Raw genomic sequence first — 19,578 nt, 5'->3', positions numbered from 1 at the left:
CGTGGAGAAGCCGTACAGGGCGAGTAACAACCGCATCACGGCCCGGTCCTCCCTTGGGAACAGGGGTGGACCGAGCCCGCTCCCCCTTCACTCCGGGTGATACAAAGAAGGCCCGCTCGACTGACCTGAAACAACGGAATCCTTGTCCGATTCACTCCTTTCCGGGGCGCCTTCGCCGGCCGGAGAAGCGGGGGAGTACGGCCGGGCAGCAGACCGTACGACTTAGGGGGAGGCGCTGATGACTCAGCCGCCCAGCCAGCAACCGCCGCAGCCGGGCTTCGGAGCCCCGCAGGACCCTCGGCAGGGTGGTCCTCAGCAGCCCCCGCCGCCGGCGCAGCCGCCGCAGATGCCGCCCGCGCCGCAGGGCCAGCCGCAGATGCCGCCGCCGGCCGCGCCCCCCGGCGCCCCGGCGCCCGGCTACGGATACCCGGCGGACCAGCCCGGTTACGGCTACCCGCAGCAGCAGCCCGGCCAGCCCGGCCCGTACGGCCAGCAGCCCGGGCCCTACAGCCAGCAGCCCGGCCCGTACAACCAGCCCGGCCCGTACGGGGGTTACCCGACGCAGCCGCAGTACCCCGGCGCGCCCGCCCCTGCGGGCGGCGGTGGCGCGGGGAACTTCTTCAAGGGGAAGACGGGCATCATCGTGGCCGCTTCGGCGGCCGCGCTGCTCGTCGTCGGCGGCGGCACCTGGTTCGCCCTGAGCGGTGACGACGAGAAGAACGACAAGCCGAGCGTCAGCAAGTCCAGCGACGACCCGAAGCCGACCGGCTCGGCCACCGTCGACCAGGGCGACGGCAGCGGTACCGGCCGCGAGGGCAGCGACGACCTGAACGCAGGCCGCAAGGACGGCGAGGCCAAGGTCCTGTTCCTGACGAAGAACGACGTCGACCTGCCCCGCAACGGAGCCGACGTGTTCGGCCCGTGGATGGCCGGCGACACCGTCGTCAAGGCGATGTACCGGGAGGTCGCCGGGTACTCGGTCACCGACGGCAGCAAGAAGTGGAGTGTGCCGCTGCCCGCCGAGGTGTGCTCGGCCCCCGCGCAGACCTCCGCCGACGGCAAGATCGTCATCGGGGTCAAGGACGGCCTCACCGAGAAAGCCAAGTGCAACGACCTCCAGATGATCGATCTGGCCGCCGGCAAGGCCGGCTGGAAGAAGCCGATCCCGAAGGCGTCCGGCGCGTTCAGCTCGCTCTCCGACTTCACCCTGGCCATCAGCGGCAACACGGTCGCCGTCGGAGGCAGCGGCAACTCGTACGGCTTCTCGCTGGCCGACGGCAAGCAGCTCTTCGGCAAGCCGGCCGACGGCTGCAAGCCGTTCGCGTTCGCCGGCGGCCCCAGGCTGCTGGCCGGCGCGAGCTGCCCGACGGACGACTACGACAAGCCCAAGCACCAGCTCCAGGAGGTCGACCCGGCCACCGGCAAGCCGCGGTGGACGTACAACACCCCCGAGGGCTGGGAGATCGACAAGGTCTACTCCGCCAGCCCGCTGGTCATCTCCATCACCCAGCGTGAGCCGGAGAAGAAGTGGTCGATCATCTCGCTGACCGACAACGGCAAGCTGCGCTCCCAGATCGCGGGCGGCAAGAACGACAAGTTCCAGCCCCGCTGCGGCGGCGCGTTCGTGATCTTCGGTCAGAACCTCGAGGGCTGCACCGGCGTCGCGGCCGACGCGAAGAACTTCTACATGGCCACGGAGACCGAGTACGGCAAGGCCAACGAGCTCGTCGCCTTCAGCCTGGACACCGGCAAGGAGTCCTGGCGCGCGCCCGCCGGCGAGGAGCGCAAGATGACGCCGCTGCGCATGGAGGGCGGCAACGTCCTCGTCTACATGCAGCCGTCGTACGACACGGGCGGCGGCGTCGCCACCGTCGCGCCGACCGGTGGCGCGCCGAAGATGCTGCTCAAGCACCCGGCCTCGACCGCCGAGATCGAGAGCTCCTTCTACTCCCCGAAGATGGCCTACGCGGACGGGCGGTTCTTCATCGCCAGCGGTCGCGTGAGCGCCCCCAACGACAAGGCGGAGAAGGAGACGAAGACCATGATGGGCTTCGGTCAGTGACCTTCTTCGCCGTCGTAGGACCCACCTTCCGCTTCCCAGAGGTAAGCAAGCCATGACGCAGCCGCCGCCACCGCCCAGCCAGCCCCCGAACCAGCCGCCCGGTCCGCCCCCGGGCGGTGGGTTCGGGCTCTCCAAGGAGTCCCAGCCCCAGCCGCAGGGCGGCGGCTTCGGCACCCCGGCCCCGCCCCCGCAGGACCCCAACTACGGCTATCCGCAGACGCCGCCCCAGGCGCCGCCGCAGACCCCGCCGCCCACGGAGCCGGGCTACGGCTACCCGCAGGCACCGCCGCAGGGTCAGCAGCCCTACGGCTACCCGCAGCAGGGCGCGCCGGTCCAGCCGGCCTACAGCGCGCCGACCCAGCCCATGCAGGTGCAGCCCGCGGGCGGCCCGGGCGGCGGTGGCGGTGGCGGTCTGCTGAACAAGACGCAGCTGCAGATCGTCGTCGCGGCCTTCGTCGCCATCGTGCTGATCATCGGTGGTGGCTTCTGGTACTCGTCCGCCAAGAGCGACGGCGGCAAGGAGGAGCAGGCCACGGGCGGCTCCGACGGCAAGGACGGAGGCACGGAGGGCAAGGGCGAGGAGTCCGCCGCCGACGGTCCCGGCAAGGAGAAGGTCCCGGCCGACACCGCTTCCAAGGTCGCCTTCCAGCTGCCGGTGCCCGCGCGCTTCGACGTGACCGGTGTTCCCGGTTCCTGGGTCACGGACAAGACGTACGTCAAGACCGGTGTGAACACGGTCGTGGCGTTCGACATCGCCAAGGGTTCCCAGGTGTGGACACTGCCGATGCCCGGCCAGGTGTGCGCCGCCTCGCGTCACATGACCGCGGACAACAAGACCGCCGTCGTCTTCGAGGCCACCAAGCGGACCAAGGGCGACAAGGGCTACCCGCCGTGCACCGAGGTCGGCGTCATCGACCTGAACACCGGCAAGCTGCTGTGGAGCAAGTCCGTCACGGGCGGCTCGAGCGGTGACGAGAAGGCCCGCTTCGACCAGGTCACGATCAGCGGCAACACGGTCGCCGCGGGGTACCTCGGCGGCAGTGCGGCCTTCGACCTGGCCACCGGTGCCGTCCGCTGGAAGCCCACGGTCGACGCCGAGGAGTGCACGGACATCGGCTACGGCGGCGGCGCCGCGCTCATCGCGGTCCGCCAGTGCGGTTCGTACGACGACCCGCAGGTGACCATCCAGCCGCTCAACCCGGAGAACGGCACGCCGCTCTCCTCGTACAAGATGCCCGCCGGTGTCGAGGACGCGCGTGTCGTCTCCTCCGACCCGCTGGTCGTCGCGGCCGACGTCGGTGACACCGGAACCTACGGCATCTCCGACTTCTTCTCGATCGACGCCAAGACCGGGAAGCTGCGGGCCAAGATCTCCGCGCCGGGCGACAACTACCTGGCCAGGTGCTCCGCCAGTGACGGCGTCGAGGGCTGCCAGTTCGTCGTCGTCGGCAACGACCGGCTCTACCTGCCGACCGCGGAGCACGAGGGAACCGGCGAGTCGTACTCGCGCACCAACGAGATCATCGCCTTCGACCTCGCGACCGGAAAGGCCGTCAGCGGCCGCGCGGACGCCGGCGACGGCTACCACTCGCTGCCGCTGCGCATGGACGGCGGCAATGTCATCGCCTACAAGTGGCCCCCGTACGACAAGGGCGGCCAGGTCGTCAGCATCAACGGCGACACCCTCAAGGAGACCGTCCTGATGGAGAACCCGTCGGACAAGACGGTTCGGGACGCCGAGACGAGCTTCGTCGAGACCGGCTCCGAGTACCACTTCGTGGGCGGGCGGCTGTTCATCGCGGACGACACCCTGAGCGAGCCCCGTGAGGGCGACGCGCAGTCCGGGCCGAGTTTCCTGGCCATCTCCTTCGCCACGGCCGGCTGACCCGCCCGCCGTACGGCACCGCAGTACCGCGGCCCGGTCCGTCGCCCAGCGCGACGGACCGGGCCGCGGTCGTCCCCGGCACCGGCGTACCGCGCGCGTGGTCCTGCCCGCAGGCACAGGGCCGGAGACCGGGGCCGGCGCCGGCGTACCGCGCAAGTGGCCCTGGTTGATGAGGATTTCGGCATTCCGGGGGGCTTCTGCCCGGTTAGGGGCGCGGGATGTCGAACAAGCGTGTAGCTTGCCGGGACTGACGCGGTAGTGGGGAGGGGGCCAGGCGGCCGACTCCGGCGGGACGGGGGTGTTCGATGGGCGTTCGGCTCATGGTGCTCGACGACCACAGGCTGCTCGCGGAGGCGCTCGCCTCCGCGCTGAAGCTGCGCGGGCACCGTGTGCTCGCGGCGGCGGCGCCCGCTGCCGGAGCCGCGGAGCTGGTGATAGCCAGGTCGCCCGAGGTGTGCCTGATGGGTACGGCCTCCCCCGCGCAGCCGGGCGCCTTCGACCCGGTCGTACGCATCAAGCGTGAACGGCCGCAGGTCGCGGTGGTGGTGCTCGGTCCGGTGCCCAGCCCCCGTGGGATAGCCGCGGCGTTCGCCGCGGGCGCGTCCGGCTATGTGCGCCACGACGAGCGCATCGAGGGTGTCGAGCGGGCGCTGGTGAAGGCGCGGGCGGGGGAGGCGGTGGTGGGGGCGCAGCTGCTGCAGGGCGCCTTCGCGGAGCTGCTCAATCCGGCCGCGCAGCCCGACGACGAGGGACAGCGGCTGCTGCGGCTGCTCACGCCACGCGAGGTCGAGGTGCTGGTGCGGGTCGCCGAGGGCGAGGACACCCGGCTGATCGCCGTGGGCATGGGGATAGCGCCGAGCACCGCCCGTACGCATGTGCAGCGGGTGCTGATGAAGCTGGACGTGGGGTCCCGGCTGGAGGCGGCGGCGCTGGCCGCGCGGACCGGCCTGCTGGACCGGGCGGCGGCGTACGGGACGCCGCCGCCCGGCCTCCAGTGACTACTCCGCGGACTGCGCGGGGGGCGGGGGCGGCGTCGTGGGCCGCAGCTTCAGCCAGACGAGGAAGAACAGCCCCAGGGCCAGCATGCCGAGCCCGGTCCACAGGTTGATGTTGACGCCTTCCGCCTTCTTCAAATCGGCGTCCGACGCGAACACGCCCGCGGCCGTGACGATGACGCCGTAGAGGGTGAACAGGCCGCCGATGATGCGCCTGATGTCGAAGAGGCGTGCGGCGGTGGCGGACTTGCGCTCCAGCTCGGAGACTTCGCGATGCAGTTCGGACATGGTTCTCTGGGCCTCCGATCGGGTCAGAAGGAGTACGGGACGTAGCAGGCGGCGGCGAGGACGATCGCGCCCCAGCCCAGCAGCGCGGGCCTGCGATACCAGGCGTCGTCGCCCTCGGAGGGTGCCTCCTCCATGCCCGGGGACTTCGTGCCGTACACGAGTCCGGCGAGCTCTGCCTCGGGCTTCGGGGCGGTGAACAGGGTGACCAGGACCATCACCAGCGCGCCGGCGAAGAAGCCGACGATCGCGGAGACGAAGTTGGCGCCCTGCTCGCTCGGGATGTCGATGACGCCCTGCTTGTAGATCACGAAGTAGTTCACCATCGCTGCCGTCGTGCCCGCGAGCAGGCCCCAGACGCCGGACTTCATGGAGGCCCGCTTCCAGAACATGCCGATGATGAAGACGACGAACATCGGCACGTTGAAGAAGGAGAAGAGGGTCTGCAGGTAGCCCATGATGTTGGAGAAGCTGGAGGCGAGGAACGCGGTGCCGATGGAGCAGAGCACGCCGATCGCGGTGATCAGCCGGCCGAAGCGCAGGTAGTACCGGTCCTCGCGGCCCTTCTGCACGTACCGGGCCCAGATGTCGTACGTGAACACGGTGTTGAAGGACGAGACGTTGGCCGCCATGCCCGCCATGAAGGCGGCGAGCAGACCGGTCACCGCGATGCCGAGCACGCCGTTGGGCAGCAGCTCCTGCATCAGCAGCGGGATGGCGTCGTTGTAGGTGAGGTCGGAGCCGGCCGTGCCGATCCTGGGTACGAGAACGGCGGCGACCAGTCCCGGGATCATCACCAGGAAGACGATGAACATCTTCGGGAACGCGGCGATCAGCGGGGTGCGCTTGGCGGCCGAGAGGTTCTTGGCGGACAGGGCGCGCTGCACCTCGGCGAAGTTGGTCGTCCAGTAGCCGAAGGAGAGGACGAAGCCGAGGCCGAGGATGATGGTCAGCCAGTTGGCGCCCAGCGGGTTGGGGTCGCCGATGCCGGTGCCGCCCCAGGCGCTCAGGAAGTTCTCGCCGTGGCTCTGCTCCAGGGAGCCGGTCAGTCCGTCCCAGCCGCCGACGCGCTTGAGGCCGAGGATGGTCAGTGGGATGAGCGCGGCGAGGATGACGAAGAACTGCAGGACCTCGTTGTAGATCGCGGAGGACAGTCCGCCGATGGTGATGTACGCCAGGACGAAGAACCCGGCGACGACGATGGACACCCACTGCGGCCAGCCGAGCAGTGCCTCGACCACGATCGACAGGGCGTAGAGGTTGACGCCGGCGATCAGGACGGCGGCGAACGCGAAGAGTACGGAGCTCAGCAGATGCGCCGACCTGTCGAACCGCTGGAGCAGGAACTCGGGGACCGAGCGGACCTTGGAGCCGTAGTAGAACGGCATCATCACCAGGCCGAGGAAGACCATGGCGGGGATGGCGCCGATCCAGTACCAGTGGACGACCGCGACGCCGTACTGCGCGCCGGTGGCCGCCATGCCGAGTATCTCGGTCGCGCCGAGGTTGGCGGCGACGAACGCGAGGCCGGTCACCCAGGCGGGCAGGGAGCGACCGGACAGGAAGAAGTCGAGGCTGGTTCTCACGCTGGCCCGGGCGGCGAAGCCGATGCCCAGGACGACGGCGAAGTAGATCGCCAGGATCGCGTAATCGAGCCCGTTCGTGGGGAGCCGGAGCCCTTCGGCCAGGTATTGCATGAGTACTCGCTTCGTCGCGCGAACTGAACCAGACCGGAACCTACGCCGAGACGTTCAGAAACTGAACACATGTGTTGAGTTCTTTGATTGATTGTGATGCAACTTGAGCGAAGCTCGGCCCGGGATCGCTGGGTGCCCCAAGGTTCGAGGGGCTGGGATCTTGACCCCGATGCCGGAAGGGGGAGCGCAGGCCATTGACGGTCTATGTTTGTTCGTGGTTTGTTGTGTTCGCTTGTGTTGGGTGAAGCGCTGAAGGAGTGCCCAGGTGAAGAAGACGCCGACCCGGCTCGCCGACGGCCGGGAGCTGATCTACTACGACTCGCGTGACGACGCCGTGCGTGACGCGGTCGATCAGCGGCCTCTCGACGCCGTCTCCACCACCGCGGAGATCCGCCGCGACGTGCTGCTCGGGGACTCGGTCGCCGTCGCCTCGCACCGCCAGGGCCGCACCTACCACCCGCCGGCCGACGAATGCCCCCTCTGCCCCTCGCGCGACGGCCGCCTCACCGAGGTCCCGGCCGCCGAGTACGAGGTCGCCGTCTTCGAGAACCGCTTCCCCTCACTCGCCGGCGACGCCGGACGCTGCGAGGTCGTCTGCTTCACCTCCGACCACGACGCGTCCTTCGCCGACCTCACGCAGGAGCAGGCCGGCTTGGTCCTCGACGCGTGGACGGACCGCACGGCGGAACTCGCCGAACTGCCCCAGGTCGAGCAGGTCTTCTGCTTCGAGAACCGCGGTGCGGAGATCGGCGTCACGCTCGGCCACCCGCACGGGCAGATCTACGCCTATCCGTTCGTGACCCCGCGCACCGAGCTGATGCTCCGCTCCCTCGCCGCCCACCACGCGGAGACCGGCCGCAACCTCTTCGACGACGTCGTCGCGCGCGAGCGCGAGGAGGGCGTACGGGTGGTACTGGAGGGCGAGCACTGGATCGCCTTCGTCCCGTACGCGGCACACTGGCCGTACGAGGTGCACCTCCACCCGAAGCGCCGGGTGCCGGACCTCCGAGCGCTCGACGACGCGGCGCGCACAGAGTTTCCACAGATCTATCTGGAACTCCTGAGGCGCTTCGACCGGATCTTCGGGCCCGGCGAACCTCCCACGCCCTACATCGCCGCCTGGCACCAGGCACCGTTCACCGGTGACGGCAGGGACGCCTTCGGCCTCCATCTCGAGCTTTTCACCATCCGCCGCACCTCCGGCAAGCTGAAGTTCCTCGCCGGTTCCGAATCCGGTATGAGCGTGTTCATCAACGATGTGCCGCCGGAGGCCGCGGCGCGGCGACTGCGAGAGGTAGCGAGCTAAGTGAGCAAGAAGTACCTGGTCACCGGTGGTGCGGGATACGTCGGCAGTGTGGTGGCCCAGCACCTTCTGGAGGCCGGCCACCGGGTGACCGTGCTGGACGATCTCTCCACCGGATTCCGCGAAGGGGTCCCGGCGGGCGCCGAGTTCGTCGAGGGCCGCATCCAGGACGCCGCACGGTGGCTGGACGCCTCGTACGACGGCGTGCTGCACTTCGCGGCCTTCTCGCAGGTCGGTGAGTCGGTCGTGAAGCCCGAGAAGTACTGGGAGAACAACGTCGGCGGCACCATGGCGCTGCTCGCCGCCATGCGCGCGGCCGGCGTGCGCACCCTGGTGTTCTCGTCCACCGCGGCCACCTACGGCGAGCCGGTCTCCACCCCGATCACGGAGTCCGACCCGACCGCGCCCACCAGCCCCTACGGCGCGTCCAAGCTCGCCGTCGACCACATGATCACGGGCGAGGCGGCGGCCCACGGGCTCGCGGCGGTCTCCCTGCGGTACTTCAACGTCGCCGGGGCCTACGGCAGCCGCGGCGAACGCCACGACCCCGAGTCGCACCTCATTCCGCTGGTTCTGCAGGTCGCCCTCGGCCGGCGCGAGTCGATCTCCGTGTACGGCGACGACTACCCGACCCCGGACGGCACCTGCGTCCGCGACTACATCCATGTCGCCGACCTCGCGGAGGCCCACCTCCTCGCACTCGACGCGGCCGCCGCGGGCGAGCACCTGATCTGCAACCTCGGCAACGGAAACGGCTTCTCGGTGCGCGAGGTCATCGAGACCGTCCGCGAGGTCACCGGCCACCCGGTGCCCGAGGTGGTCGCGGAGCGCCGGGGCGGCGACCCCGCCGTGCTGGTCGCCTCCGCGGCGACGGCCCGGGAACGCCTGGGCTGGAAGCCGAGCCGTGCCGACCTGGCCGGCATCGTGTCGGACGCCTGGGCATTCGCCCGAGGGAGGGAGAACGGGTCATGAGCTTCACGGACGAGGGTGTGTGGGCGGCGCCGGGCAGGGTGAACCTGATCGGTGAGCACACGGACTACAACGACGGCTTCGTCATGCCCTTCGCGCTGCCGCACACCACGGTCGCGACCGTTTCCCGCCGCGACGACGGCGTACTGCGGCTGAGCTCCGCGGACATGCCGGGCGAGCCGGTCGAACTGCGCGTGGACGACCTCGCCCCCGGCCGCCCCGGCGGCTGGACCGACTACCCGGCGGGCGTCGTGTGGGCGCTGCGCGACGCCGGTCACGCGGTCGGCGGCGCGGACATCCACTACGAGTCGACCGTGCCGACCGGAGCCGGACTCTCCTCGTCCGCGGCGATCGAGGTCGTCACCGCCCTCGCCCTGAACGACCTGTACGAACTCGGTCTGGAGCGCGGCTCCATGGCCCGTCTGTGCCAGCGCGCGGAGAACGTCTACGTCGGTGCCCCGACCGGGATCATGGACCAGACGGCATCCGCCTGCTGCACCGACGGCCACGCCCTGTACCTGGACACCCGGGACTTCTCCCAGCGGCAGATCCCCTTCGACCTCGCCGCCCACGGCCTCGAACTCCTCGTGGTCGACACCCGCGTCAAGCACGCCCACAGCGACGGCGAGTACGGCAAGCGGCGCGCGGGCTGCGAGGCAGGGGCCGCGACCCTGGGGGTGGGTGCACTGCGGGACGTCCCGTACGACTCGCTCGACGAGGCCCTCGCCCGGATCGCCGACCCCGAGGTGCGCTGCCTCGTCCGTCACATCGTCACGGAGAACCGGCGGGTGGAGCGGGTGATCGCCCACCTGGAGGCCGGTGAGGTCCGGGCGATCGGCCCCGTGCTGACCGAAGGTCACGCGTCGCTGCGCGACGACTTCCGTGTCTCCTGCCGGGAGCTGGACATGGTCGTGCACGCCGCGCTGTCGGCCGGTGCGCTGGGAGCCCGTATGACCGGCGGGGGCTTCGGCGGATCGGCGATCGTCCTGACCGAGACGGCCCAGGCGTCCACCGTGACCAAGTCGGTCCTGGCGGCGTTCGACGCGGCGTCCCTGGAGCCGCCCCGTGTCTTCACGGCGCTGCCCTCGGCGGGCGCGCGCCGCCTGTCCTGACACCGGTTCCGGCCGGCCGGTTCCCGCGACGCGCCCGCGACCCGCGACCTGTGCCTCGCGCTCCGCGACCCGTGTCCCGCGTTTTGCCGCGGGGCACGGGTCGCCGGGGCGTTCACGGTCCTGTTTTCGTCTCGGTACGGAACACCCGTCGCACCTTGAACACCCGCGTCGATCAGTTCCGCGATTCGCCTTCCGCAGCCGACTCCCGTCCGTACTCTGAACCACAGCACCGGTGGGGGCCGGTGCCGATCAGGGGGCGACAGCCGGGTACGGCGCTCGGGGCGGGGTATCACTCACAGCACGGCGGCGGCCGGGCGATGAGCTGTACCCTCCGACCCCCGGGCGGCGTACCCGTGCCTGGTCCGTCCTCCGACACTGGGGGTGTCCTGTGGTTCGTATCCGGGTCCTGGTCGTCGACGACCACCGAATCTTCGCGGAGTCGCTCGCCGCGGCCCTCGCGGCGGAGCCCGACGTCGAGGTCGCCGCGGCCGGCAGCGGCCCCGCGGCGCTGCGCTGCCTGGAGCGTGCCGCGGCGGACGGCCGAAGATTCGACGTGATGCTGGTCGACGCCGACCTGGGGGCCGCCTCCTCGCTGTCCCCGGCCGGTGCCGTGCCGACGGCCCGTGGCGTACCCGACGGTGGGGACGCGTTCGCCGACGGGATCTCCCTGGTCTCCGGGGTCCGTTCGGTCCAGCCCACGGTGCGTTCGGTCGTGCTCGCGCAGAAGGACGACGTCCGCCGGGCCGCCCTCGCCCTTCAGGCGGGCGCCTGGGGCTGGGTCGCCAAGGACTGTTCGCTGCAGCGGCTGCTCGTGGTGATCCGCGGGGTGCTGCGGGACGAGACCCACCTCGCGCCCGCACTGCTCACGGGCGTTCTGCGCGAGATGACGACGGCGCGCAAGCACCGCACGGAGAGCGAGCGGCTGGTGGAGTCGCTGACGCCGCGCGAGCAGGAGGTGCTGCGCTGCATGGTCGCGGGGCTCGGGCGCAAGGCGGTCGCCGAGCGCCTCTTCCTGTCGCCGCACACGGTTCGTACGCATATGCAGAACGTGCTGGGCAAGCTCGGCGTCCACTCCACGCTCGCCGCGGTGGCACTGGCCCGCCGGGCCGGCGTCGGCCCCGCGGACCTGGGCTCCGACCTCGGGGCCGTGCGGTCCCTAACCGGGGATGTTGTCGAACGGGGCGGTCAACTGGCGTAGCAGCGCCGCCAGTTCCGCGCGCTGCGCATGTGACAGCTCGGCGAGGATCGCACGCTCCTGGGCGAGCAGCCCGGCCAGCGCCTGGTCCGCGCGGTCGCGTCCCTCCGGTGTCAGACGCACCAGCACCCCGCGCCGGTCGCTGGGATCGGGGAGCCGCTCGACCAGGTTCTTCTTGGCGAGCCGGTCGATGCGGTTGGTCATCGTGCCGGAGGTGACCAGGGTCTGGGTGAGCAGCTGGCCGGGGGAGAGCTGATACGGGGCCCCGGCGCGGCGCAGTGAGGTGAGCACGTCGAACTCCCACGGCTCGAGCTGGTGCTCGGAGAACGCGATGCGGCGGGCGCGGTCGAGGTGACGGGCGAGCCTCGAGACGCGGCTGAGCACCTCGAGCGGTTCCACGTCGAGGTCCGGGCGCTCACGGCGCCATGCTGCGACCAGTCGATCGACCTCGTCCTCCATGTCGATCAGTGTAGATGGTCTGTCGATGTGAAGTCTCTTGACGTCAAGATATAGTCCGCTGGACTATTGGGCATGGTCGGGCCGGAACACCGTTCTGATTCGGCCACGCCATCCTGCGAAGGGGACTCGACCATGCACTCCGCGCCCACTTGGGACCCAGAGCAGTACCTGCGCCACGCCGGGCACCGCACCCGTCCCTTCCTGGACATGCTCGCCCGAATACCGACGCTGCCGTCGGGCAGCCGACCGGCCAGGATCGCCGACCTCGGCTGCGGTCCCGGCAACGTCACCGCACTGCTCGCCGACCACTGGCCCGACGCACACATCACGGGATTCGACCTGTCGCCCGAGATGCTCGCCCAGGCGGAGAAGGAGCACGCGGGCACCACGGCGGGCGGCGGCCGGCTGGACTTCCGGCCCGCGGACGCGGCGCACTGGACCCCGGACGAGCCGTACGACCTGATCGTCTCCAACGCCGCACTGCAATGGGTGCCGAACCACCCCGAGTCGTTCGCCCGCTGGATCGACGGGCTCACCCCCGGCGGCACCTTCGCCTTCCAGGTGCCCGGGAACTTCACCTCGCCCAGCCACGCGCTCCTCGGCGAGCTCTGCGACACCCCGCAGTGGCGCGCCCGCCTCGGCGACCACGGCCGGCGCTACGTCCACATCCTGGAGACGGCCGACTACCTCGGCCGTCTCGTCGACCTGGGGTGCGAGGCGGACGCCTGGGAGACCACGTACTTCCAGCTCCTCGGCGGCGAGGACCCGGTCCTGGACTGGGTGAAGGGCACCGCCCTGCGGCCCGTGCTCACCGAACTCGCGGACGACCCGGACACGCGGTCGGATTTCCTGGGCCAGTACCGGGACCTGCTGCGCAAGGCGTACCCGCCCGGCCCGCACGGCACGGTGTTCCCGTTTCGGCGGATCTTCGCCGTCGCACGCAAACCGCGCTGACCTCGGGCCCGGCTCCCGCCGCTGCCCTGGCTCCGGGACGTACGAAGCGCCCCCGCCGGGGCGGGGGCGCTTCACGGTGTCACAGCAGATCAGTGCAGGGAGGCGTACGTGTTCCAGCTGCTGCCGATCGAGACGCGCGGCTTGAACGGGCTCTTGCCGTCGGCGTCGTAGCGGTACAGCGTGCCACCGGAGGTGGTCGCGAGCAGGTCGGCGCGACCGTCACCGGTGATGTCACCGGGCGCCACCAGCTTGTTGTAGCCCTGCCAGCCGCCGCCGATCAGCTGGCGGGACTCGAAGACCCAGCCCGCCTGGCCGTGGCCCTTGTAGAGGTACAGCTGGCCGGCGGGGGTGCGGGCCACGATGTCGGCGCGGCCGTCACCCGTGATGTCGCCCGCGCCGACGATGGCGTTGTAGCCGTTCCAGCCGGCGCCGATCTTGATCCGGGGGGCCACGGCGGAGCCGTTGCCGTTGCCCTGGTAGAGCCACAGGACGCCGGAGGAGTCACGCGCCAGCAGGTCGCCCTTGCCGTCGCCCGACAGGTCACCGGGGCCGACCAGGGTGTTGTAGATCTGCCAGCCCGAGCCCAGGTAGCCGCCCTCGGAACCGTACGACAGGTTGTAGAGACCGCCGTTGTAGACCTCGAAGAGGTCGGCGTACCCGTCGTTGTCGTGCGACGAGGCAAGCGTGAGCTTGGCGCCCTGCCAGCCGCTGCCGACCTCGTAACGCTGACTGAGCAGGCCGTTGTTCATCCCGTAGTAGGCCCACAGGACGCCCGACTTGTCGACGCCCATGACGTCGTTCTTGCCCCACGCCGGGTTGTTGCCCGCACCGGCGAACTGCGACGCCTCGTTCCAGCCGGTGGCATCCACCTGGCGGGGCTTGAAGTTGCCCGTGCCGTCGGAGATGTAGTAGTACAGCGTGCCGGTCAGTGTGCGGCCGAAGACGTCACCGAGGCCGTCGCCGTCGATGTCGTCGGTGCTGAACATCGTGTTGTAGATGTCATAGCCCCAGCCGGCCTTCACCCGGCCCTTGAAGGGCCGGCCGATCTCCGAGGTGCCGGAGTAGAAGTACAGGTCGCCGGACGGGGTGCGGGCGTACAGGTCGGCAATGGCGTCGCCGTTGACGTCGTTGACGCCGACGAGCTGGTCGTAGCCGTTCCAGCCGTTGCCCACCTTGACGCGCGGAGCGAGCGGGGTGGCCTTGTCGGCCGTACCCGCGTAGATCCACAGCTCGCCGCCCGGGGTGCGCGCCAGGACGTCGCCGACACCGTCGCCGGTCAGGTCGCCGGGCGAGAACACCTTGTTGTAGATCTGCCAGCCGGCGCCGGACCAGTAGGCGTCGGCGAAGTACGGGTCGGCCTTGTAGGCCGTCAGCACACCGCGCGAGGAGACGGTGAAGACCGTGGCGTGGTCGGCGGCCGTCGAGTCGAGACCGGCGATCGAGAACACGTCGGCGAAGGACTCGGTCGAGTACTCGAACGAGTAGTCCAGGTTGCCGCCGCCGCCCGTCAGCGCCAGGCGGTAGTCGCCGTTGACCGTGCGGTACAGCATGTCGCTGGCGCCGTCGTCGTTGAGGTCGCTGCGCGGACGGGCCACGGCGAGCGCGCCCTCGACCGACTCCGAGGAGACGCCGGAACGATTCTTGTCGGTGCGCAGGTCGGGCAGCGTCAGGTTCGGTGCCGCGGCCTGCTCACGGGGCTGCTCGCCGACACTCCGGTGGGCCGGGGCCTCGTCGGCGCTCGCCGGAACGGCGAGCAGCATGCCGGCCGCGAGCGCCAGCGAGGTGCAGGCGGCGATGCGGCGGCCGGCGCTGCGGCGCGTGGACACAGCACGGCCGCGATTCACTGAAGTCAAGATCCCCCCAGGATCGGTAGAACGTCTTTCCAGGGGCGCACCTGCGCCCCTGGTACCCCTTAGACGATCAATCGGGCCGAAAGGATGTATGGATCCGGCCACCAATCCTGTGGGGCCGGGCACAGGGCCCGGCCCCAACGGGTCAGCTCTTGCGGTGCCCTATCAAGCGGGGCTTCGGCTCCAGGCGGTCGAGCCCGTGCCAGGCGAGATTCACCAGATGGGCCGCGACCTCCGCCTTCTTGGGACGGCGGGACTCGAGCCACCACTGACCCGTCAGGGCCACCATGCCGACCAGCGCCTGGGCGTACAGCGGGGCGAGCTTGGGGTCGAAGCCCCGGTTCTTGAACTCCATCCCCAGGATGTCCTCGACCTGGGTGGCGATGTCACTGATCAGGGACGCGAACGTGCCCGTCGACTGGGCCACGGGCGAGTCGCGCACCAGAATGCGGAAACCGTCCGTGTACGCCTCGATGTAGTCCAGCAGCGCAAAGGCCGCCTGCTCCAGCAGTTCCCGAGGGTGCCCGGCGGTCAGCGCCCCGGTCACCATGTCGAGCAACTGGCGCATCTCACGGTCCACGACGACGGCGTAGAGCCCTTCCTTGCCGCCGAAGTGCTCGTACACGACCGGCTTGGAGACCCCTGCCTTGGCCGCGATCTCCTCGACGGACGTGCCCTCGAAGCCCTTCTCCGCGAAGAGGGCACGTCCGATGTCCAACAACTGCTCGCGGCGCTCGGCGCCGGTCATGCGGACCCGGCGCGCACGCCTGCCGCCGGACGCCCTGCTCTTGTCCGGACTGCCGATACTTCCGTCACTCGCCACGACGTCAATCATGCCGTCTTCGCGGCGTCACTCTCGCGGCGGGTTTCATCGGAGTCGGAGTCGGAGTCGGAGTCGGAGCCGGAGCCGTTGCGGCGGGCGTCGATCCGGGACCGCTGAGGCCAGCGCACGTCGTACGCCCAGCCGGCCATCTCGAACCAGCGGATCAGCCGGGCGCTGGAGTCGACCTGGCCCCGCAGCACACCGTGCCGGGCGCTCGTCGGATCGGCGTGGTGCAGGTTGTGCCACGACTCGCCGCACGACAGCACCGCCAGCCACCACACGTTCCCCGAGCGGTCACGCGACTTGAACGGGCGCTTGCCCACCGCGTGGCAGATCGAGTTGATCGACCAGGTCACGTGGTGCAGCAGCGCCACACGGACCAGCGAACCCCAGAAGAAGGCGGTGAACGCGCCCCACCACGACATCGTCACCAGACCGCCGACCAGGGGCGGGATCGCCAGCGACAGCACCGTCCAGTAGATGAAGTCCCGCGAGATCCGGCGGATCGCCGGGTCCTTGATCAGATCCGGCGCGTACTTGTGCTGCGGAGTCCGCTCCTCGTCGAACATCCAACCGATGTGCGCCCACCACAGGCCCTTCATCAGCGCGGGAACCGTCTCGCCGTAGCGCCACGGCGAGTGCGGGTCGCCCTCCGCGTCGGAGAACTTGTGGTGCTTGCGGTGGTCGGCCACCCAGCGCACCAGCGGGCCCTCGACGGCCAGGGAGCCCATGACCGCCAGCGCGATGCGCAGCGGTCGCTTCGCCTTGAACGAACCGTGGGTGAAGTAGCGGTGGTATCCGATCGTTACGCCGTGACAGCCGATGTAGTACATCGCCACCATCAGCCCCAGATCCAGCCAGCTCACCCCCCAGCCCCAGGCGAGCGGCACCGCGGCGAGCAGTGCCAGGAACGGCACCGCGATGAACAGCAGCAAGGTGATCTGCTCCACCGAGCCCTTGCTGTCACCGCCCAATGTCGCCGGGGGCAGGCCGGATTCGGAGGTCTTGGGGACGTCGTCCAGATCAGGACTCGTGGTCATGTGGGTTCCCTGGGGGTGGGGAGAAGCGGGGACGGGCGCCTGGCTACGGTTCCGTAACCTACGGCGACGTAAGTATGGCAGTGCCCGGCGGCGCGGCAAGGGACCTGTGGATAACGCCGGAGGAATGGACACCTATCCTGGGTGACGTCGGACAGCGCGGTCCGCAAGCCTCCAGTACCCCTCCAGACGTGCTCAAACACTGCAAGGAGCCGCACCTGTGAGCAGTGCCGACCAGACACCCACCGCCAGTGCAGAACTGCGTGCCGACATCCGCCGACTGGGCGATCTCCTGGGCGAGACCCTCGTCCGCCAGGAGGGCCGAGAACTCTTCGACCTGGTCGAGAGGGTCCGCGCCCTGACACGTACCGACGGTGAGGCGGCAGCCGAGCTGCTGGGCGACACCGACCTGGAGACCGCGGCCAAGCTGGTCCGCGCCTTCTCCACCTACTTCCACCTCGCCAACGTCACCGAGCAGGTGCACCGAGGCCACGAGATGCGTGAGAAGCGCGCCGCGGAGGGCGGGCTCCTCGCCATCACCGCGGACCGGCTCAAGGACGCGGACCCGCAGCACCTGCGCGAGACCGTGAAGAACCTGAACGTACGGCCCGTGTTCACCGCCCACCCGACGGAGGCGGCCCGGCGCTCGGTGCTCAACAAGCTCCGCCGCATCGCGGAACTCCTGGAAAGCCCCGTCATCGCGGCCGACCGGCGCCGCCACGACCTGCGGCTGGCCGAGCACATCGACCTGATCTGGCAGACCGACGAGCTGCGCGTCGTCCGCCCGGAGCCGGCGGACGAGGCCCGTAACGCCATCTACTACCTCGACGAGCTGCACGCCGGCGCCGTCGGCGACGTCCTGGAGGACCTCGCCGCCGAGCTCGAGCGGGTCGGCGTCGAGCTGCCCCCCGGCACCCGGCCGCTCACCTTCGGCACCTGGATCGGCGGCGACCGCGACGGCAACCCGAACGTCACCCCCGCCGTCACCTGGGAAGTGCTGATCCTCCAGCACGAGCACGGCATCACCGACGCCATCGAGGTCATCGACTACCTCCGCGGCCTGCTGTCGAACTCCATCCGCTACGCAGGAGCCACCGAGGAACTCCTCGCCTCCCTCCAGAACGACCTGGAGCGGCTGCCCGAGATCAGCCCCCGCTACAAGCGCCTCAACGCCGAGGAGCCCTACCGGCTCAAGGCCACCTGCATCCGCCAGAAGCTCGTCAACACCCGCGAACGCCTCGCCAAGGGCACCCCCCACGAGGCAGGCCGCGACTACCTCGGCACCGCCGAGCTCGTCGCCGACCTCACCCTCATCCAGACCTCGCTGCGCGCACACCGCGGCGGCCTCTTCGCCGACGGCCGGATGGACCGGGTCATCCGAACCCTGTCCGCGTTCGGCCTGCAGCTCGCCACCATGGACGTACGCGAGCACGCCGACGCCCACCACCACGCCCTCGGGCAGCTCTTCGACCGGCTCGGCGAGGAGTCCTGGCGGTACGCGGACATGCCGCGCGAATACCGGCAGAAGCTGCTCGCCAAGGAGCTCCGCTCCCGGCGGCCGCTCGCCCCGACCCCGGCACCGCTCGACGCCGCGGGCGAGAAGACCCTCGGCGTCTTCCACACCGTGAAGGAAGCGTTCGAACGGTTCGGGCCCGAGGTCATCGAGTCGTACATCATCTCGATGTGCCAGGGCGCCGACGACGTCTTCGCCGCCGCCGTCCTCGCCCGCGAGGCCGGACTGATCGACCTGCACGCAGGCTGGGCCAAGATCGGCATCGTGCCGCTGCTGGAGACCACGGACGAGCTCAAGGCCGCCGACGTCATCCTCGAGGGCATGCTCGCCGACCCCTCCTACCGCCGTCTCGTCTCGCTCCGCGGCGACGTCCAGGAGGTCATGCTCGGCTACTCCGACTCCTCCAAGTTCGGCGGCATCACCACCAGCCAGTGGGAGATCCACCGCGCCCAGCGCAGGCTCCGCGACGTCGCCCACCGTCACGGCGTACGGCTGCGCCTCTTCCACGGCCGCGGCGGCACCGTCGGCCGTGGCGGCGGCCCCTCCCACGACGCGATCCTCGCCCAGCCCTGGGGCACCCTCGAAGGCGAGATCAAGGTGACCGAGCAGGGCGAGGTCATCTCCGACAAGTACCTCATCCCGTCCCTGGCCAGGGAGAACCTCGAGCTGACGGTCGCCGCCACGCTCCAGGCGTCCGCCCTGCACACCGCGCCCCGCCAGTCCGACGAGGCGCTCTCGCGCTGGGACGCGGCCATGGACACGGTCTCCGACGCCGCGCACGACGCGTACCGCCGGCTCGTCGAGGACCCGGACCTGCCGTCGTACTTCTTCGCCGCCACCCCCGTCGACCAGCTCGCGGACCTGCACCTCGGCTCACGGCCCTCCCGCCGTCCCGACTCGGGGGCCGGCCTCGACGGGCTGCGGGCCATCCCGTGGGTGTTCGGCTGGACGCAGTCGCGGCAGATCGTGCCCGGCTGGTACGGCGTCGGCTCCGGCCTCAAGGCGCTGCGCGAGGCAGGCCTCGACACGGTCCTGACCGAGATGCACGAGCAGTGGCACTTCTTCCGCAACTTCCTCGCCAACGTCGAGATGACACTGGCCAAGACGGACCTGCGGATCGCCCGTCACTACGTCGACACGCTGGTGCCCGAACACCTGAAGCACGTCTTCGAGACCATCGAGGCCGAGCACGCCCTCACCGTCAGCGAGGTGCTCAAGGTGACCGGCAACGACGAGCTCCTCGGCTCCAACCCGGTGCTCCAGCAGACGTTCGCCATCCGCGACGCCTACCTGGACCCGATCTCCTACCTCCAGGTGGCGCTGCTCAAGCGGCAGCGCGACGCGGCGGAGCGCGGCGAGGAGGCGGACCCGCTGCTGGGCCGCGCCCTGCTGCTCACCGTCAACGGTGTCGCGGCCGGTCTGCGCAACACGGGCTGAAC

Annotated in this window: 15 protein-coding genes; 9 read left to right on the top strand and 6 right to left on the bottom strand. The window is 70.2% G+C overall.

The features are described 5' to 3' along the window. Positions 1–238 precede the first annotated feature (238 nt). From ACFYV1_RS18175 to ACFYV1_RS18165, 3 genes are all read left to right on the top strand, one after another. Positions 239–2,062 (top strand): PQQ-binding-like beta-propeller repeat protein, encoded by a 1,824-nt coding sequence (locus ACFYV1_RS18175; RefSeq protein WP_389396494.1) that lies wholly within the window; start codon positions 239–241, stop codon positions 2,060–2,062. Positions 2,063–2,114: 52 nt separating this feature from the next. Next, a complete protein-coding gene (locus ACFYV1_RS18170; protein ID WP_389396493.1) occupies positions 2,115–3,947 on the top strand; it encodes a PQQ-binding-like beta-propeller repeat protein in 1,833 nt (610 codons plus the stop codon). Between the two features lie 305 nt (positions 3,948–4,252). Further along, positions 4,253–4,945 (top strand): LuxR C-terminal-related transcriptional regulator, encoded by a 693-nt coding sequence (locus ACFYV1_RS18165; protein ID WP_389396492.1) that lies wholly within the window; start codon positions 4,253–4,255, stop codon positions 4,943–4,945. On the opposite strand, the gene ACFYV1_RS18160 is transcribed toward ACFYV1_RS18165, so the two are convergent. Beyond that, on the bottom strand, positions 4,946–5,230 hold the full coding sequence (locus ACFYV1_RS18160) for a hypothetical protein (protein WP_389396491.1): 285 nt from the start codon (positions 5,228–5,230) through the stop codon (positions 4,946–4,948). Between the two features lie 23 nt (positions 5,231–5,253). Further along, positions 5,254–6,924 carry a sodium:solute symporter family protein gene (locus tag ACFYV1_RS18155; protein WP_389396490.1) on the bottom strand — a complete coding sequence of 557 codons (1,671 nt, stop codon included), beginning with the start codon at positions 6,922–6,924 and terminating at the stop codon, positions 5,254–5,256. Between the two features lie 265 nt (positions 6,925–7,189). Between ACFYV1_RS18155 and galT the strand changes: the two genes are divergently transcribed. The 4 genes from galT (at position 7,190) to ACFYV1_RS18135 (ending at position 11,506) form a co-directional block, all read left to right on the top strand. Further along, complete coding sequence (gene galT, locus ACFYV1_RS18150; protein ID WP_389396489.1) at positions 7,190–8,230, top strand: galactose-1-phosphate uridylyltransferase; 1,041 nt, start codon at positions 7,190–7,192, stop codon at positions 8,228–8,230. Next, positions 8,231–9,199, top strand: coding sequence for a UDP-glucose 4-epimerase GalE (gene galE / locus ACFYV1_RS18145; protein ID WP_389396488.1), 969 nt, complete (start codon positions 8,231–8,233; stop codon positions 9,197–9,199). It abuts the gene before it with no gap. Continuing rightward, on the top strand, positions 9,196–10,308 hold the full coding sequence (gene galK, locus ACFYV1_RS18140; protein WP_389396487.1) for a galactokinase: 1,113 nt from the start codon (positions 9,196–9,198) through the stop codon (positions 10,306–10,308). The genes galE and galK overlap by 4 nt, the downstream gene beginning before the upstream one ends. 388 nt (positions 10,309–10,696) lie before the next feature. Then, entirely contained in the window at positions 10,697–11,506 is an 810-nt protein-coding gene (locus tag ACFYV1_RS18135; RefSeq protein WP_389396486.1) for a LuxR C-terminal-related transcriptional regulator, read from the top strand. On the opposite strand, the gene ACFYV1_RS18130 is transcribed toward ACFYV1_RS18135, so the two are convergent. Continuing rightward, on the bottom strand, positions 11,465–11,962 hold the full coding sequence (locus tag ACFYV1_RS18130) for a MarR family winged helix-turn-helix transcriptional regulator (protein ID WP_389396485.1): 498 nt from the start codon (positions 11,960–11,962) through the stop codon (positions 11,465–11,467). The two genes, ACFYV1_RS18135 and ACFYV1_RS18130, sit on opposite strands and share 42 nt — an antisense overlap. 132 nt (positions 11,963–12,094) lie before the next feature. Here ACFYV1_RS18130 and ACFYV1_RS18125 point away from each other — a divergent pair, with 132 nt between their 5' ends. Beyond that, positions 12,095–12,916 (top strand): trans-aconitate 2-methyltransferase, encoded by an 822-nt coding sequence (locus ACFYV1_RS18125; RefSeq protein WP_389396484.1) that lies wholly within the window; start codon positions 12,095–12,097, stop codon positions 12,914–12,916. A gap of 89 nt (positions 12,917–13,005) precedes the next feature. Here the strand turns inward: ACFYV1_RS18125 and ACFYV1_RS18120 are convergent, their stop codons facing one another. From ACFYV1_RS18120 to ACFYV1_RS18110, 3 genes are all read right to left on the bottom strand, one after another. Further along, entirely contained in the window at positions 13,006–14,760 is a 1,755-nt protein-coding gene (locus ACFYV1_RS18120) for an FG-GAP repeat domain-containing protein (protein ID WP_389396483.1), read from the bottom strand. Positions 14,761–14,911: 151 nt separating this feature from the next. Next, positions 14,912–15,601 (bottom strand): TetR family transcriptional regulator, encoded by a 690-nt coding sequence (locus ACFYV1_RS18115; protein ID WP_389396482.1) that lies wholly within the window; start codon positions 15,599–15,601, stop codon positions 14,912–14,914. After that, complete coding sequence (locus ACFYV1_RS18110) at positions 15,598–16,629, bottom strand: acyl-CoA desaturase (RefSeq protein ID WP_389396481.1); 1,032 nt, start codon at positions 16,627–16,629, stop codon at positions 15,598–15,600. The genes ACFYV1_RS18115 and ACFYV1_RS18110 overlap by 4 nt, the downstream gene beginning before the upstream one ends. Positions 16,630–16,846: 217 nt before the next feature. Between ACFYV1_RS18110 and ppc the strand changes: the two genes are divergently transcribed. After that, positions 16,847–19,576, top strand: coding sequence for a phosphoenolpyruvate carboxylase (gene ppc, locus ACFYV1_RS18105; protein WP_389396480.1), 2,730 nt, complete (start codon positions 16,847–16,849; stop codon positions 19,574–19,576). Positions 19,577–19,578: the final 2 nt, after the last annotated feature.

This window comes from Streptomyces sp. NPDC003023 (assembly GCF_042888225.1).
In the GTDB taxonomy this organism is placed as follows: Bacteria; Actinomycetota; Actinomycetes; order Streptomycetales; family Streptomycetaceae; genus Streptomyces.
This window is presented reverse-complemented; position numbering and strand designations above follow the sequence as displayed.

Coding starts and splice junctions, on each gene's coding strand:
- ACFYV1_RS18170 (WP_389396493.1), top strand. CDS start 2,115: ATGACGCAGCCGCCGCCACCGCCCAGCCAGCCCCCGAACCAGCCGCCC.
- ACFYV1_RS18155 (WP_389396490.1), bottom strand. CDS start 6,924: ATGCAATACCTGGCCGAAGGGCTCCGGCTCCCCACGAACGGGCTCGAT.
- ACFYV1_RS18160 (WP_389396491.1), bottom strand. CDS start 5,230: ATGTCCGAACTGCATCGCGAAGTCTCCGAGCTGGAGCGCAAGTCCGCC.
- ACFYV1_RS18165 (WP_389396492.1), top strand. CDS start 4,253: ATGGGCGTTCGGCTCATGGTGCTCGACGACCACAGGCTGCTCGCGGAG.
- galK (WP_389396487.1), top strand. CDS start 9,196: ATGAGCTTCACGGACGAGGGTGTGTGGGCGGCGCCGGGCAGGGTGAAC.
- ACFYV1_RS18110 (WP_389396481.1), bottom strand. CDS start 16,629: ATGACCACGAGTCCTGATCTGGACGACGTCCCCAAGACCTCCGAATCC.
- ACFYV1_RS18115 (WP_389396482.1), bottom strand. CDS start 15,601: ATGATTGACGTCGTGGCGAGTGACGGAAGTATCGGCAGTCCGGACAAG.
- ACFYV1_RS18130 (WP_389396485.1), bottom strand. CDS start 11,962: ATGGAGGACGAGGTCGATCGACTGGTCGCAGCATGGCGCCGTGAGCGC.
- ACFYV1_RS18125 (WP_389396484.1), top strand. CDS start 12,095: ATGCACTCCGCGCCCACTTGGGACCCAGAGCAGTACCTGCGCCACGCC.
- ACFYV1_RS18175 (WP_389396494.1), top strand. CDS start 239: ATGACTCAGCCGCCCAGCCAGCAACCGCCGCAGCCGGGCTTCGGAGCC.